At 42.3% G+C, this 15,899-nt stretch carries 15 protein-coding genes; 1 reads left to right on the plus strand and 14 read right to left on the minus strand.

The window, feature by feature from the left end; translation table 11 throughout:
• Position 1: 1 nt before the first annotated feature.
• The 7 genes from MHH57_RS23790 to MHH57_RS23820 form a co-directional block, all read right to left on the minus strand.
• The gene (locus tag MHH57_RS23790; protein WP_013312457.1) at positions 2-823 is read right to left on the minus strand and encodes an ABC transporter permease; all 822 of its coding nucleotides are present in this window, start codon (positions 821-823) and stop codon (positions 2-4) included.
• A 27-nt stretch (positions 824-850) separates the two neighbouring features.
• Positions 851-1,780: a nucleoside hydrolase gene (locus MHH57_RS23795; RefSeq protein ID WP_342434608.1), complete on the minus strand. Its 930-nt coding sequence runs from the start codon at positions 1,778-1,780 to the stop codon at positions 851-853.
• A complete protein-coding gene (locus MHH57_RS23800) occupies positions 1,780-2,853 on the minus strand; it encodes an extracellular solute-binding protein (protein WP_342434609.1) in 1,074 nt (357 codons plus the stop codon). The genes MHH57_RS23795 and MHH57_RS23800 overlap by 1 nt, the downstream gene beginning before the upstream one ends.
• A 175-nt stretch (positions 2,854-3,028) precedes the next feature.
• The gene (locus MHH57_RS23805) at positions 3,029-3,373 is read right to left on the minus strand and encodes a hypothetical protein (protein ID WP_029518631.1); all 345 of its coding nucleotides are present in this window, start codon (positions 3,371-3,373) and stop codon (positions 3,029-3,031) included.
• 402 nt (positions 3,374-3,775) lie between these two features.
• Positions 3,776-4,087, minus strand: a complete 312-nt coding sequence (locus MHH57_RS23810) for a hypothetical protein (RefSeq protein ID WP_342434610.1) — start codon at positions 4,085-4,087, stop codon at positions 3,776-3,778.
• 32 nt (positions 4,088-4,119) lie between these two features.
• The gene (locus MHH57_RS23815; RefSeq protein WP_039271722.1) at positions 4,120-4,416 is read right to left on the minus strand and encodes a WXG100 family type VII secretion target; all 297 of its coding nucleotides are present in this window, start codon (positions 4,414-4,416) and stop codon (positions 4,120-4,122) included.
• A gap of 39 nt (positions 4,417-4,455) precedes the next feature.
• A complete protein-coding gene (locus MHH57_RS23820; RefSeq protein WP_342434611.1) occupies positions 4,456-5,916 on the minus strand; it encodes a hypothetical protein in 1,461 nt (486 codons plus the stop codon).
• Between the two features lie 80 nt (positions 5,917-5,996).
• Between MHH57_RS23820 and MHH57_RS23825 the strand changes: the two genes are divergently transcribed.
• The gene (locus tag MHH57_RS23825; RefSeq protein WP_342434612.1) at positions 5,997-6,344 is read left to right on the plus strand and encodes a hypothetical protein; all 348 of its coding nucleotides are present in this window, start codon (positions 5,997-5,999) and stop codon (positions 6,342-6,344) included.
• A 386-nt stretch (positions 6,345-6,730) separates the two neighbouring features.
• On the opposite strand, the gene MHH57_RS23830 is transcribed toward MHH57_RS23825, so the two are convergent.
• The 7 genes from MHH57_RS23830 to MHH57_RS23860 form a co-directional block, all read right to left on the minus strand.
• The gene (locus MHH57_RS23830) at positions 6,731-6,877 is read right to left on the minus strand and encodes a hypothetical protein (protein ID WP_318627688.1); all 147 of its coding nucleotides are present in this window, start codon (positions 6,875-6,877) and stop codon (positions 6,731-6,733) included.
• Positions 6,878-6,904: 27 nt separating this feature from the next.
• Positions 6,905-8,299, minus strand: coding sequence for a contractile injection system protein, VgrG/Pvc8 family (locus MHH57_RS23835; RefSeq protein WP_340886716.1), 1,395 nt, complete (start codon positions 8,297-8,299; stop codon positions 6,905-6,907).
• Positions 8,300-8,320: 21 nt separating this feature from the next.
• Positions 8,321-8,935: a hypothetical protein gene (locus MHH57_RS23840; RefSeq protein WP_340886718.1), complete on the minus strand. Its 615-nt coding sequence runs from the start codon at positions 8,933-8,935 to the stop codon at positions 8,321-8,323.
• 38 nt (positions 8,936-8,973) lie between these two features.
• Positions 8,974-10,101: an N-acetylmuramidase domain-containing protein gene (locus MHH57_RS23845; protein ID WP_340886721.1), complete on the minus strand. Its 1,128-nt coding sequence runs from the start codon at positions 10,099-10,101 to the stop codon at positions 8,974-8,976.
• A 24-nt stretch (positions 10,102-10,125) separates the two neighbouring features.
• Complete coding sequence (locus MHH57_RS23850) at positions 10,126-11,568, minus strand: discoidin domain-containing protein (protein ID WP_342434613.1); 1,443 nt, start codon at positions 11,566-11,568, stop codon at positions 10,126-10,128.
• Positions 11,568-13,028 carry a discoidin domain-containing protein gene (locus MHH57_RS23855; protein WP_342434614.1) on the minus strand — a complete coding sequence of 487 codons (1,461 nt, stop codon included), beginning with the start codon at positions 13,026-13,028 and terminating at the stop codon, positions 11,568-11,570. The genes MHH57_RS23850 and MHH57_RS23855 overlap by 1 nt, the downstream gene beginning before the upstream one ends.
• Positions 13,029-13,117: 89 nt before the next feature.
• A complete protein-coding gene (locus tag MHH57_RS23860) occupies positions 13,118-15,874 on the minus strand; it encodes an NlpC/P60 family protein (protein WP_342434615.1) in 2,757 nt (918 codons plus the stop codon).
• Positions 15,875-15,899 lie beyond the last annotated feature (25 nt).

The raw sequence follows: 15,899 nt of genomic DNA on the forward strand, positions 1-15,899 counted from the left end.
CCTACCCCTTCGGATTGAGTTTATGGGCCGCCTTATTTAAGAGACCGACCACGATAAATGTAATAACAATCATAATTGTTGCAATAACAGAAGCTAAAAACCAGTCGTTTAGCGTCATCGCGTTCTGATACAAAAATGTAGCGATAACCCGCTGTTTTCCTCCAAGTAGTGCTGGTGTCGTATATGCAGTCAGGCTGCCCACGAAAACGAGAATGCTTCCAATGATCAGGCCCGGCACAGACAGCGGAAATACGATTTTACGAAATGCGCTGAATCTGGAGGCCCCGAGGCTCTGAGCAGCATGAACAAGATCACCGTCGATATTTTCGAGTACACCAATCAGTGAAATAATCATCAGCGGTAAAAACAAATGAACCAGACCAATAATCATCGCTGCCGGAGTATACAAAATATTCAGCGGCTCATCTACAAGTCCTAAACCGATGAGCACGTTATTTAACAGTCCCTTGCGACCCAGAATGACCATCCAGCTGAATGACCGCACCACCGGACTCGTCAACAAGGGGAAAATAGCCAGCGCTAACAAAATCCCTTTACGACGCGGGGCCTTTTGCGAAATATAATAAGCCGTCGGGAAGCCGAGTAATACGCACACGAGTGTCGTTACGACACTGACTTCCAGCGTAGTCAGCAATATTTTCAGAAAATAAGGGTCCTTGAAGAAATGGAGATAGCCTTCTAGGGTGAATGAGCTGTTCTGTACGAAGGTCGAACCGATCGTCAACACAATCGGAATGACCATGAACACCGCCAGAAAGAGCAGACCTGGCAGCAGCAGCCAATACAAGTATGTTTTCTTCATGGGTAGCTCCTTGCGGTTATCAAAATGTTATTCCTTGTTTAGCACCTGGATAAACAGCTCCAGAAAAGCTTCGCTGTCCACCTGTTCGCATACATTCATATTGTGGCTATGATTGAGGCGGTTCTGTACATCGCCCACTGTTTGTCCGTCACATATGCGACTGGAGGTTTCTACGTCGACATACAACAGCGAGGTATCGACTAACCTCGAATTCAATGCGACACCCACGGCAAGCGGGTCATGAAGCGCACAGGCTTTTACCCCGTTGCGTTCTTCATAACGCTTGGTATAAACGGCCGTGCTTTCAGCTACATAATTACGAATTGCTGGGCGGGTCAGACGAGCAATATGATCCGCAGTCAGCAGAGCCTTCCGTGTTACATCCAGTCCCACCTGTATCAACCGACCAAATCCTGCATGAAATACGATTCGTGCGGCTTCAGGGTCAGCATACATGTTGTACTCCGCTACAGGTGTAATATTGCCGCACCCGTGAATAACACCGCCCATAAAAATGACTTCATCGACGTGATCCGTCAGTTCGGGACACTTCAGCAGCGCCAATGCCAGATTAGTGAGTGGCCCGGTGCAAATGAGCGTCACTTCCCCCGGGTGAGCCATCACGGTATCAATAATGATATCCGGTGCAAAACCTTCGGACGCTGACATGGCTGGGACTACTCCACTCAGTGCGCCTCCAATACCGTCTTCTCCATGGACACGATGCTCGTGCAGGCCTTTACGTATTAAGGGAGCCTCCGCCCCCCGATAAACCGGAATATCCGGTCTATCTAAAAGGTCGAGGATTTTGCATGTGTTCAATGTTGCTTGTTTAAGTGAAACATTACCGCATACCGTAGTAATCGCTTGGATATCCAGCTGATCACTTTTGGCTGCTAGTAAAATACCCAACGCATCATCAATGCCCGTATCTACATCTAATATAACCTTTTTCATTATTGTGCAACTTCCCGGTTCCAGCGATCTGTCCATGCCTTGATATGATCGTTAACGAACTTCATATCCAGCTTGGTCAGCTTGTTCACTACCTCTGTACCGTACGTAATTCCCTCTGTATCCGCACCGGACAGTACCACCTGCGTATTCACCGGGGAATCAACCTTTGCCTTGGCGGATTTTTCTTGAACTTCCTTGCTCAGCTGCCAGTTGATAAATTCCTCAGCCAGCTCCTTCTGGTCGGAGCCTTTCACTACATTAATCGTGTTCATTACTGCGTAAGCACCTTCACTAGGAGCTACAAATTTCGCTCCTGGCACAGCCGCCTGCAAATCTTTGAAGTACATTTCCATGATCGGACCGCCGGCAATTTCCTGCTGACTAAACATGTTCACGAATTCAGATGTTTTACTATAAAACTTAACGATATTCGGACTCAGCTCTTTCAGTTTTCCAAAGGCTTGTTCTTCATTAAACTCCTTACTCCCCGCTACCTTGGAGGCTGCATCTACCATCATTGGTCCGGCAGTCGCCGTAATGTTCGGTAGAGTCACGTTTCCTTTGAACTCATTGCCCCACAGGTCAGCCCAAGAGGTCACATTCTTTTTCACCAGCTCCGGATTATAGGCAATACCGAGACGCCCAACCGTATAAGCAGGACCATACTCCTCACCCAGCGGTGCTTTGGCAATATCATAAATTTGGTTCAGGTTCGGCACCTTGCTACGATCCAGCTTCTCAAACAATCCCTGTTGAATTCCTTGTTGAGCATAATAATCAGACAGATAAATCAGATCGACATCTGTGCTGCCTTGACTGATTTTGTTCAACCGTTCCGCGTTATTTCCAATTTCGACCACGATGTCAACGTTATGTTCTTTTTCAAAAGGCTCGTACACTTCTTTGTTAAAGAAGTCCTCGGAAAAGCCCCATGTGGAAATAACTAGTTTCTTTTTCCCATCAGCTGAACCATCTTTTCCATCTGTCTGACCGCCAGTGGCATTACTGCCGCAACCTGCCAGTACCACGGATGCCAAGGTCACAGCCATAAACCCTTTAAACCATTTCTTCATATGAAACTCCCCCTATTTTTTTATTATGCACACCTTATGACACAAAAAAGAAAAGTACTCTTGTAAAACAAGAATACTTTTCTTCGTAAACAAAGAATAAGTTGATCCCGCTGCGCGTTATAACAGGTTCTCCCCTCAGATAGATCCGAAGCGAAAAGCCGAATATCCAATTTTATTAGGATTCCTTCAGAATGATGTTCGTAATAGCCCACTGCGTTGCTGAATCATAATCACGCAGTAAAGCATCTATATCGAGCTCCATATCCTCAATCAGCTTCTCGCGAAGTCTCTTCTTGTACAGCATGGACATTCGGAAATCCACTTCCAGCTTCAAGCCGGGGGCTTCCACTTCCAATGCTGCCGAGCGTGGAGAACGCCGGTGCTTCGCCACAAAGGTAACAATGTTGTTCTCAACGGTGGCCCGCAGCAGCGTGGTCCCGAAGCCGAACAGTTCCTTTGAAACTTCATTGTAAATCTGGCACATCCGCTTCTTGCTTTCGTTACTGTCGAGCAGCGTCATGAACCCACCCTCATCAGCATATTACGTACAATCAATCTTTCAACACGATAGATTATACATAAATATACGATAAATAGCAAACAAAAATCCCTAATCCAAACACATATGATGCGAAAAAGCGAACAATATGTCGAACTTTGTAGCTTTTCAACATTTTTACACCTTTTTTAACTCATCTTCAAGCTTCCGAACGCTGCTATATTCGCCCACAGGGTAATTTTAAAGTAGACTCCGGTAAATCTCTGGCCAAGGGTTTTATCGTCGTCATTCCAGAGGAAATTTTTTTCCTTCTACTATATATGTAGCTTTTACTTAAATGCATTTAACCGTACCCCGCGGGAGTCCCCTAGCGATTGTACGGTTTTTTATGTTATGTAGCTGACTGGCCAGATGGGAACCCCTTCAAGAAAAAGCCGATTGAATCCACGAGGACACTACAAGAGTAGCCGGCCACAGCAGCATAAAGTTAGCCATGATATACGCCTTCTTAAAAGCATAACGATGATAAAAATACCAACAGCTCCATGATATGAATATTCCTATCGGGTAGCTCATTATGACATAGGCAAAAATATAATTGCTGAGATAATCTCCAGCTGTTGGTGCATCGAAAGAAAATGCGACCACCATCAGCATGGCCGGATAGGCAAATAGCGTTAAGCCATAAACGATATTCAATATAAGTAAAATGACAAATGCATTTTGATCTTTCATGATGTTCTCCTAACTATTGCAGTCCGTCTGTATCACCATTGTGCAGCCCGCTTGCGTCTCTCCTCACGCCGATCAGCTTCTTCCATTTTCCGAATATAACGTTTCAACTGCTCTTTATGCTCGTCCAATTCTTGTATTCGTACCGTGGTTCCTTGGAGAAACACCTCCATTTTACGTGTTAATTCAGCAGCTGATTCTCCCCGCCATTCATGCAGCCTACCATATATATTTTTCATCTGCTGCTCCTGATGCTGAAGTCTTTGCTTTAGCTGCTCGCATTGCTGAACAGCCCTACGCAGATCCCCCAGGCTCAAAGATATTCTGCTCATCTCTTTCGCCTCCCGTTGTGTTCTTCCAGCTGCTCTTTCTTATTGATCCACCATCGTAAATTCCTGGCCCTTACGATCTATATATTCTGCTATCTCTGTAATCGATTCCTGATACCAGCGATTAATCCGATCCAGTGTCGCCGTAGCACTATGCGCAAGCGGGGTCAAAGACTGACTTTCACTTGTCCCGATATGAGCCTGAAATAACTGAATGGACGCACGGGTATCACTGGAAAATCCATGCAAGCTAGAACGCATCTGATTAGCCGCATGCTTTAGCTCCTCAGGTGTTAATTGAATTGTACCCCCATTTTTGTTGCCTACAAAATAAGCTCCACTATTAGCGCGGCCATTTTGTTGGCCTGCTCCCATCAAATTCACACCTAGGGCATTAGCAGCAAACTGCCCGAAGGCACCCATTTGTCCACCATAGCGTTCAACCAGATCGCCCATGACTTGCTTGAGCTCTGCTCGCGCGGCCAGCATCTGCTCGTATGCCTGCACCCGTGGATTGCCTTCCACCAATTGACCGTCCATCGTGTACAGTGGATTGATTATATTGCCGTTTTCATCAAATGTGAAATGATCCATGCTATGTGTCGCTTCTCCCATTACCGAATTATAGAACTTTGTAATCGGATCTTGCTGCATCATAGGCAAAGTAATCGGGACATACACAATGGGAGACCATTTGGGCCCCCAAAAAAAGTTAGCCCACTTATTTTCTCTTTCGACTGGTAATGAAACAGGAATAGTGATTTTAGCTCTATTAGCTGTCTTATAATCATTGTCTATAAAGTAGGTTGTACCCACATGTGGCTGTGCATCATTAGCTCCCGAACCGATAGTATCTTTCGGATTGACATAAGCGACATTCGTCTTTCGAAAATCGCCATTTTCCACCTTCCTTTGAAGATCATCCGGTAACAGATGCACAATGCTTGGTGGATTATAAGCGACTGATGTCAGTCCGTTCCGCACCGCCACATATTCTGCCTCCGCTCCTCCTAGAGAATGGCCTGTGGTCGTTATTTCAGCAGAGGGATACTGTTTTTTTACGACATCATATAGATTCTCAGCTTGTGTAAATTGATTATTCTGGTACTTCTCCTCATATTGAAGAAATGCGCTTTGCACTTGTGGTGGGAGTTTAGCCACCTCTGCCTTATTATTTTCATAATATTGATGGACTTCTTCCAACGTTTTCGCGCGTCCTCCGACGACATCGCTGATATCCGTTCCCCAGTCCATCGCCACGCTCCATTTGGGGCGATCTGGAGGTTCTGTACCCCTATAACCGATGATCACCTGATTGGTCTTCTCGTTAAGGAATACAGTCGCATCGAATCCAGAACCGTTCGTATCATGCAGCATAGCTCCTTCAGGCTCAACAATCTTCCAGTCAGGAAGAATTCTGCTTTTAGAATCTTTGGCAGTCAACTCTCGGTCATAAACTCTATCCGCAATGGTCCAGTATGTTTTATCGTTAATGTAGGTCAAGTTATTCCCACCTTGTCTATTGTGTAAATATATTATAGAGTTATGAAAAAAGGTGATTACCAGAAAAGGAGAATTGTAACTTGAACAGAAAAATCCCACTGATTCTGGCACTTATTTTAATTATTATGTATTTAGGAGGTTGTTCCAGCTTGTCCGACAAAGAGAAAAAAGAATTAGTAGACGTCGCCACTCCCATCGGTGTGGAGTTTATTAAAGAACACTATAATGCCGATTTCATATTAAAGGATTATGCTGTGGATGATCCTGCTGTCCACTTCAGGCTCTATCTATATGGGTACATTAAAGGCCACGAAGACAACAAAATTACCATCTACTATAATTATAAAACCAAAGAAGTGATCGACGTCTCCGGGCCAGATTGGTTTATCGACAGTGAAGTCCCCAAATACAAGACCCCTTCTTCCTGAGAAGGGATACTCATCGAGCATTTCACTTTCAACATATTTGTAATCTATGTTAAAGTCTAATTTTTCCCAAATTAAGAAGTAGTATAATTATAGTGCATCCTATTTACGAGCGATATAGCGGGGAGGAAAAATAAGTATAAAGTCATTGGATACAGTATATCTGGTCACAGTACATAGTTTATGTAGAATAGGTCTTTGTAACTGTATGTTAGGGGAAAATTGCACAGATGAACATCATTTTTAATTTTTACTATTAAAGAGTATGCAATGACAAATGTAGTTAATAAAATTCACCTTTACGGCTACATAACAGTGCTAAAAGGGTATAGATCATCAAACTCAAATAAGGCTCCTTAGGAGCCTTATTTACTTGTTGCTAAACATATTTAACGCTCGTCACCTTTGGTACTATGCTGAGTTACATGAATAAAAGGATATTCGCCTTTGCTTATTTTACGTTTCCATTCTTGGACCATATCTTCCTGGGTCGGCGCTTTCTCATTGACAATTGCCCCTGTAGTTACTTTAGCCATGCTTTCCCCTTCTCTTGGTAGTTTTATTTACTGCGTCTTTATCTTTTCTCCAGTCATTTTAATGTTACCATCCATTTCTACCAGACTCGTTTTACATTTTAAACCGATAGCATCCTTCGCGGTGACCTGAATTGTGTTCCCCGCATTGAATACCAAATTTCCATCAGCCTTAACACGGATGTCCTTTTTACTCCGCAATTCGATGCCATGGTCATCCAGCAGTCGAATCACCACTTCATCGTCGTTCCCAGTGATTAAAATTTCATTTTTCTCAAAAATAATAGCTTTGCGGTACTTGGTCATAAAGATTTTCGTCGATGGGTCCTTAATAAAGTCACCTCCTTTGGATCTCTTTCGGATCGAGTGGGTCACAATAGCGTCTTTTTCTTTAGCGGTCGGAAAGTAAATGTCTACAAAATCAAATAGCTCCGGCATGCAGTACCATCCTGTATTCCCTTCCGATGTATAAAATGTAGCCGTTGGGAAAGCGTAGGTTTCCTTGACATTCGGCTTGACCTTATCCATTTCATAAAAGAAAACCTTCACATGGTCCTGCTCGATTCCAATAACCTTCGATTTTAACGAGATACCACGAATGCTTTCATTTACAATCAAATCCTGTTTCATTCCATCCGCTGTAGTCAGCACATATTCATGCCACAAAGCACTATGTCGTATAAACGCAACCGATTGCAGGACGTATAATGCTTTCCCTTTAAATTTAACCTCCCCCCCAATTTGCAGCAGGACATCTCTAGCCCCTGTCGTTTGCACTTTATAATATAAAAGATTGTCATCCTTGCTGGCTCCTGGTTTGGTTTTTCTCGTCATGGAGTAGTTATACTGCCTGAGCTCAGGCTGATTGACGCCATCCGGCAATCCAAAATAAAACTGAGGTTTTTCACCAATCGGATCAGGTATTAGTCCCCAACCAAGCCGAGACGCTATACGTTTTAGAAACGACCAGTCCGTTTCGTCGTATTGCATCGTAAATTCCTGTAAAAGCTGATCTTTTAAGCGGCTCGTACAATTGGCTTTGGGATAGGATTTGAGTACATGTTCAAGTAATGCCTGCACCTTCATCTTCACATTTTGAAAGGATTGTCTATGAAGCACTTCATCCAGCTGGCTTGTATAGGAGAGGGCCTCGACGACCAAATAGGCTACATTGGACACCAACTTGATTCTGAACTGCGTGACTAATCCCCTAAATAATACACTCTGCTTTTGATCATCATTCACATAAGAAACGACTAACTTCGCCCCTGCTTCCATATGATCTGTGTACTCTTCCATTTGGGCACCCGTTAACACACCTGTCAAAAAGACTTTCACATGCTCATTCATTTTCTGTACAACTTTAACTTTTGGATTTTTAAGAGATAAAACCGTTCCATTATACTTGATGATTGGATATCCCATGTTACCGCTCCCTTTTGTCGGTTAGTTTACGTTTATCCGTTGTTTGCTTACGTATTGAATGACATCGTTAATAGTTTGATTATGTCCCTTATCGTTAAGGGTCTCATCTAATGCAGGAATTGTGGTAAAAGTTTTATTTTTTTTCTGAAAATAAATGTCCGCTATAGGGAATGGTTTTGCACCATCTGGTCCAGACCCCGTTTCATAATAAGCGATAATGATAACGTCTTTTAATCCATCCTTATTTAGATCCTTGAAGGCCACCGCTTCTATGCCTTCATCAGCATACCACCATTCATTCCCATATAAATCAGGAAATGAATATACAACTCGTTCTCGGTCATCTAATAGAAAAAAGAAGTTTTTAGGAATTTCATCTTTTTTTGTTTTAGTCGATACAAACCGTACTTTCCCAAAGCCCTCAAGAGTAGTTTGAAAAGACTGCTCCTCGTTAATGGTATACTTATCTGTGTTTAGTTTTTTGATATTACTATTTACGTTGTTACGCGTTATAGAACTTTGCATCGGTTTAGTTAAGGTTGCAGTCTCTTGAGGAATAGCTGAATATAATCCCATAGCCTTAAGCCCATTTAAAAAGCTGGATATAACAATTATGAAGATAAACACTCTATACATGCACTTGCCCCCTTGAGCTCTTCATTTAAACATATATATTAACTATTCTTATACAAGTCAGTATTTGATTTTAGCTTTTTTGTGTAATCATCTACTTTTGCTGGTCCGTTATATCCACGTACAAAGCGTCTTAAATCATTTGTTTGTAAAGAACTAAGTAGATTTTTAGAGTTTTTTATATATCTGGAGAACCCTTTTATCTGCTCTTCATGCCCAGAACTGAATGCCAGAAACATATCTTTAGCAGAACTGTATCCCGCCATTTTATAATTAGAGCCCAATATTTGCCCCAATCCCATACTTATAGAAGCATAAGCTTTTTTTTCATTCTGAGTGATGGCAAAATTCAGAGTAGCATATTCACTGCTCTGATTAGTGTGCACTTCTTTCCACTTCATTTCAACACTTTCTCGATATCTATGCTCCTTCCAATGTTTTTTTGGTTTATCTAAAAATGTAAACAATGAAGTTGGATGCTCTACAAAATGATGCACTTCAAATCTTATTACTAACTTGCCATTTCTAAAACCTGAGCCTCCTGATTCAACAAGAATAACGGCTCCAAGTAAGTTAGGATCGACGTTTAACTCTGCTCCTAGTTTTTTAATAACGTCACCATACTTCTTTTTGAATTCAGCAACAGATCCAAAACTGCTTTTATCACCTTTTCCTGTTTCAATCCCGTCCGTTTTTGGCGTATTTGGAGGTTTAACTTCTTCTTTCTTCTTAGTATCATCAGATGGTGGTGATGCTTTAGTACTCGTATCGATCAAACCTAGCTTCTCGCGAATAGCTCGTCCCGCCTCCTCAGCAGCCAGCCTTTCCCTGATATCTCCACTTGCCTCCGCAGTCATCCAACGAACGGTTTCTTTTTGCATTTGCTCTTGAGCCCATTTGGGGAACGTAGCCATTTCGCGGAGCTTGCTACGAAGTCCTTCTGCCAGCTTCTGCGCTTTACGCATACCAACCTCGTCACCATTGGCTTGTGCAATATACCAATCTTCTTTGTATTTACGCAGCCAGGTGTGGGCCCAGTCGGGGTAATTTAGTTTTTGTTTTTTCTGTTCTGCTGCAAGATCAAAAGCCTGTGCCTTCCTGTGCGCATTAGCGGTTGTTAAAGCTTTCAACATAGGGGTTGCACCAAACGTTGGTTCTTTCCATTTCATATGTCTTCTCCTTTGTTAGAAATGCTAGAAGAATCGTATCTCCGACATACAGGTATCGTGATATTTAGTTCCTCGCTCTACGGTCTCAATCGTTATTTTCACGAATGAAGTATGAATAGGCTTATCAAGAAATTCGTTGCTTATAAAATCATTATCTATCATCATGGTCTGCCCGTTTGAAAACTCTAGTTTCATTCGTTTAACTCTATTATTTGCTTGGAAAGCTTTGGATGACTTAGCTAAACCATTAATAAGCTCAAACCCCTTCAGTTCTTGCATAGAGCCGAAATCAATTTTGATCCACTCCCCGATCCCGTTTCCTTTAACTCCTTCACACCAGGCTGTACTCGCATCTCCGTCCATGATGTTTTGGGCAGCATAGGAATTTCCTGCTTGGTCTGGAAGTGTAGAAGAGGCAATGATTTTCCGTGCCGGGATACTTTTTCGATATTTCATTAAATCCGTTGTTGTTTGTATCCATTGTGTAGGGGACACGTTATAGCCTATCCTGTGGAACACATTGGAGTATTTTATAGGCAGACCTGTTGGGATGTCTCGTTGTTGCATTTCACCCTTCGAGTTCAAATAAGCAACCCTGTGATTATCCGAGGTTATAACAGGAGAGTTTGTGGCTTTCATTAATAACCTCTTCTCTCCTGTTCTGATATTGAGCAAATACGTCTTATCAAGATCGTAAGAAGAGAGCAGTAAATTATCGTTATAAAGCCACTGTTCAATCTGTATGCCGTCTAATCCTGACTTGATTTGTTGAATTTGCTTATTCTTGAACAAGTCATAAATCAATACATTATGGTTACTATTGACAAGGGCAAATTGATTACCGTCAGGCGAAAACACGGGAAGATTGAGATAGTGACCATCATTTAATTGCCCTAATGCTTTAGTTTCCTGCATCTGATTTATATAATAAAAAAAGGCAGCATCCTCTGTGTAAACACACTTCCGAAAGTCAGGAGACATAACGGCGTAGTCCCTATTCGGCACCTTAAATTCAGTTATTTTCTTTGTGGTAGACAGATCAAAGATTTTAATGATTAAATAATCCAAATCCTGCGATTCTCTACATAAAGCGATATGTTTGCCATCATCCGAGAAACCAGCCAGATACAACTCATTTTCAGGATACGCTTCACCTTCACTTGCATGTAATTTACCTATAATGTCATCTAAATCAATATAGGTATTGCCTGTAGGATCATCCATATCAGCGAGATAATCCACAGGCATGTTTCCATTTTCCGCTTCAAAGAGCAACCAATTTACAGCCCTTTTTGTTGGAGGAAGTTTCTCGGACTGAGAGACAGAAGCATGAGTTTCATTCCGCTCCTGTCCTACTTTTCGGCTCTCGTTCGATTGTATACAGCCACATAGCATGGAAAAGATCATGACGAATAACGCAATTTTACTTATCCATACCGCAGTTTTATTTCGCTTTCTACTGCTCATCACAATAACTTCAGCTCACCTATACAAGTATTGGGGAAATCCGTGCCATTTTTGACTTCTAGAATGGTAACTTTAACGAAAGATGTCCGTATAGGTTCATCGAACTTGAAGCGGGTGTCATTATTCTCAAGCACCACAGATTGTCCATCCGAAAAATCAAGTTTCATTTTTTGGATTGCATTTATGTCTAAATACTTATTGTTAACTCGTATAATACCGTCAACCATCTCCAAACCTCTGACCTCTTGAATTGAACCCAAATCTATAGTTACTGTTTCTCCTATTCCGCCTTCCTTCGTTCCTTCACACCAAGGGGTTAAATTATTATCGTCCGTTAAATTTTTCACATTAAAAGAATAGTTACTCTGATTAGGAAGTGTGGAAGAGGCCGTAACCTTTTTCACTTTGACCTTGTTGCTATATTTCATATAATTGGTTTTTGTTTCGATCCACTGTATTGGAACTACCCAGGTTCCTTCACCACTTACAATGGACGAAATATCTTCTTTTTTTCCACTAGCTACATCAATCATGAACATTTTTACAACCTCATCATCTGCCAGAACCAATTTTTTTTGATCTGGGGATATAATAAAATCGCCCTCATTTTTAGTTATAAACTGTACTTTTCCAGTGTGTATATCTAGTGAATAAATATCGTTTATGAAAGTATTATCTTTTTTATAAGTGGTATAAATAAGTCGGTTCTCCTGATCCCATTGCATAATACTCGAGACATCAGTGCCTGCAAGCAGAAGCTTCGTACCACTATCACCAGATAGATCAAGCATTACGATCCCTGTCTGATCATCAACAAAACATAACTTGGTGTTATCCGGTGAAAACACTCCCTGAGCAATATTACCAACATCCGCTTTGCCTTTGTTAGTCTTCAATTCTGTAGTTCTTTTACTTATTGCATCATATAAATACAAACGTCCGTCCATTACGTATAGATATTTGCTTAAATCAGAAGAGATCACAGGATATTGAGCCGTTGGCGGCAATTTAAACTCTCGTTCTTTTTCTCCCGCGTCCAGATCGTACACTTCAATAATGAGCATCTCCTCTGGTTGCTCCCCATAAACATCTCTGATAATCGACATACGACTGCCGTCACTTGTTATTTCCCCAACATATACTTGTGAGCCACGATATTTTAGACGTTCTTCCCGAGTTTGCATGGTGTCAATCAGGTCGTCGATACGGATATTAGTTTCTCCAGTAGGATCATCTAAATTGGTTAAGAACTGAACTCGATCTTCTACGCCTTCCTGACCATTCAAAAGCCAGCTTGCTTGCTTTCCATTCCCCTTTGCAGCATCCTGATTGACCTTAACCTCATTACTTGATAGTTTATTGGGGGACTGCGAAGATGTATTGTCCTCTCCTATGGTTGCTGTACATGCAGATATCAGCACTGAAAAAACAATAATCAAAACTACTTTTATACAACGCATGATTTCTCCTCTCTTCTACACTCTCTATAAAGTTTCCTCATTAAGCGGGTTGGCTCAGTTCCTTTATACGATTCTGTACTTCCTTATCCCTACTTATTTTTAATGGATCCATCGTCTTGGATAATACGCCTAACTGCTATTACGTTTGTATATATACGACCGTAAGACCCCTTCCAATCTTTGCTTAATTTATCTATCGTTACATTATGAGAAGGCTTTTTATCTGAATCCATTTCACTAGGCTTAGTTGCGTTACCATGCTCGTGAATAAATTCCCCGTTCCCGATATACATGCCTACATGATTCGGTTGTCTCCCCGTTCTTTTTTTCCAATCAAATAATATTAGGTCACCTAACTTCAGGTTTTTATAATCCCCCTTAGAGCGTAAACTTTGGTGGTCAACCTCTGTCCCCCGATTGATTTGGTCTCTTGTAGTACCGCCTATATGCACATTTAATATGGTCAAGTACACCGAGGAACTAAAATCAGAGCAGTCCATATAAATAGGTGGATTGTTGGGGTCCAGCTTCATCGTTGTAATTTTAGTATCCATACAGTAAGGAATCTTGCCTAAAAACTTCCTAGCGAGTTCCACAATTGCTTTCCTTTTCTCATCAGCAGAACTGTTGGATGGTGTAGGCTTCGGTTCCTCCTTCGCTGGCTTTTCAGGAGTAGTCGGCGGCTTCTTGCCCGGTTCCGTTTTCGTTGTTGTCGTTGCTGGAACTGTTGGCGTTGCAGCCTTATTAACCTTAGGCCATGGAAGAATGCCATTGGCTACTTGATGCAGGTACACTGCGAGCACATCACGACCATATCCCTTATTTTCCAGGCCGTATTTTTTCGCAAAATCATGCAAAGCGGCGTTGAGCTCCTTATCCCAATCGCCTGTAGTTGGTAGCTTGTACGAGAAGCTGTCTGGATACTTCTTGGCAAGCTTGTTCAAATTATCTCTGGCAAGCAGGCTGTTCACGCCATACTTACTACGCAGGGCAGCCGCTTCCTTAGCAATAGCCCTTTGATCGGCGATGGTCAGCTTATGGGCCGCATCTGCGTATTGTCCGGACAGCTCCTCCAGCCGATTCGCATCCAGATAGGATTTGGCTGAATGACCACGAATCAGCTCGTTGATTAGCACGTTGTCACGCAGTTGGTTCGCGAGAAGATGCATCTGCTTTTGCTTGGCTTTGTCGTTGGCTCCATGCGCTTCCCACCACTGGGACGTGTATTCATGCATTTGCGCTCTGGCCCAGGCAGGCATACGATCTATTTCTGCCACCTGCTGACGCAATTGCTTGGCCTTGGCCGCTGCTTCCTTGGCCCCCTTTTTGTCCCCGGCTGCCACGGCTTTGTAGTAGTCCGTTTTAAATTGAAGCAGCAAATTCTGCACCCATTGCGGATACCCTTTTCCCTTCAATTCTTGAATCAGGGATTTATAAGCTTTCAGTTCGGCATCAGGTACCTGATTTTTCATGAACTTACTAGCCTTGATATGAAGTGCTCCATCGGTTCGGATATAGCTAGTTTTGCACGTCAGAGATATTTCGCGAGTAGCGGTCATCTGTACCTTTTTGCCATGCAGCACTAGGTCTGTATCGGCGTGAAAGGTAAGATCGTGATGACTGTACACGTGAATACCGGATGCAGGATTTAAGCGTACCAGTATCTTGTCTTTCTGGGTGGAGAGGGCTAATTCCTTATCATCGAATCTCGCCACTTTTTGTGTTTTGGTATGAAATAGCTTTCTTGACGGTTGACTGATTTCATCTCCTTTGTAGTCTCTCTTACGCAGGGATTGAACTACACGAGCTTCCTTTTCTTTGTTAGATGGAAAATACAAATGGACATGATCCCCCAGCTCAGGCATGCAATGCCAACCGATCCCATCTCCGGTATACATAGTGGGGTAAGAAAACCAGCACCCTTCAACTTTGGACTGCATGGAATCCACGGACAGATGAAGTTTAACGGATTCGTTTTCACTATTTAAATCAATAACTTTCCCTTCAATAGAGGTACCTTTGATTAACGGGTTATATATAAGCTCCCTCGGAATACCTGCTTCCGGAACGAGAATGTAGCCATATGTCATAATACCTTGCTTCATCCCTGCATGAATTTGATCAATAACCCAATGCTTTCGTCGAAACAAGACCACATCTCCAAGTTCAAAACGCTTCGTATCCTCCACTTCAGCATATGTATACCGGGGGCCTGACTTTGTTTTTTGGAGGGAAAAGTTAATGCTGCGCAGTTCACCTTTCACCTGTTCTTTTGAGGCACCTAACCATAGTCTCGGGAACACGGACGTAATCTCGGCAATCAGTCCAGTTTGTAGATGAGAAGCCATTCTTTTCAGAAGCTCCCAGTCACTCTCCCCATACTGAATAGTAAAGCCATCTAACTTTTGATTGCTGTCCGTCAGGTCAATAAAATCCCCATGTGGATAGGCATCTATGAGTTCGCGGAATAGTTGATAATATGTCAATTTGCCGTTTTGAAACGAACGGTTTTTCCTTTGTTGATCCATCAGATATGTAAAAGAGGCAGCCTCGATGTACATGTGATATACGCCATTTTTGAATGCAATTCTAATATTGGTGACGATTCCTTTAAAGATGCTAACTGTCCCTCGGTCTTCATCCATCTCATATACCTCTAGCACATCCTCATCATGTGCTAAACCGTCATACTTCGCATGGTCCTCATCCGGTATGAGAGCAGTAATGTACACCTTGCCGTGCTCATTTATCTTCTGTGTCAATTCAAAATCAAGCAGCCTGATAATCTCATACGGTGCATTTACTTTAATATTTCCATAAGTCAGCACAGTTCCTGCCAGTCCCATCTTACTCCCCCCGGTTGCTTTTCAT

This window comes from Paenibacillus sp. FSL H7-0442 (assembly GCF_038593105.1).
GTDB lineage: Bacteria > Bacillota > Bacilli > Paenibacillales > Paenibacillaceae > Paenibacillus > Paenibacillus polymyxa_D.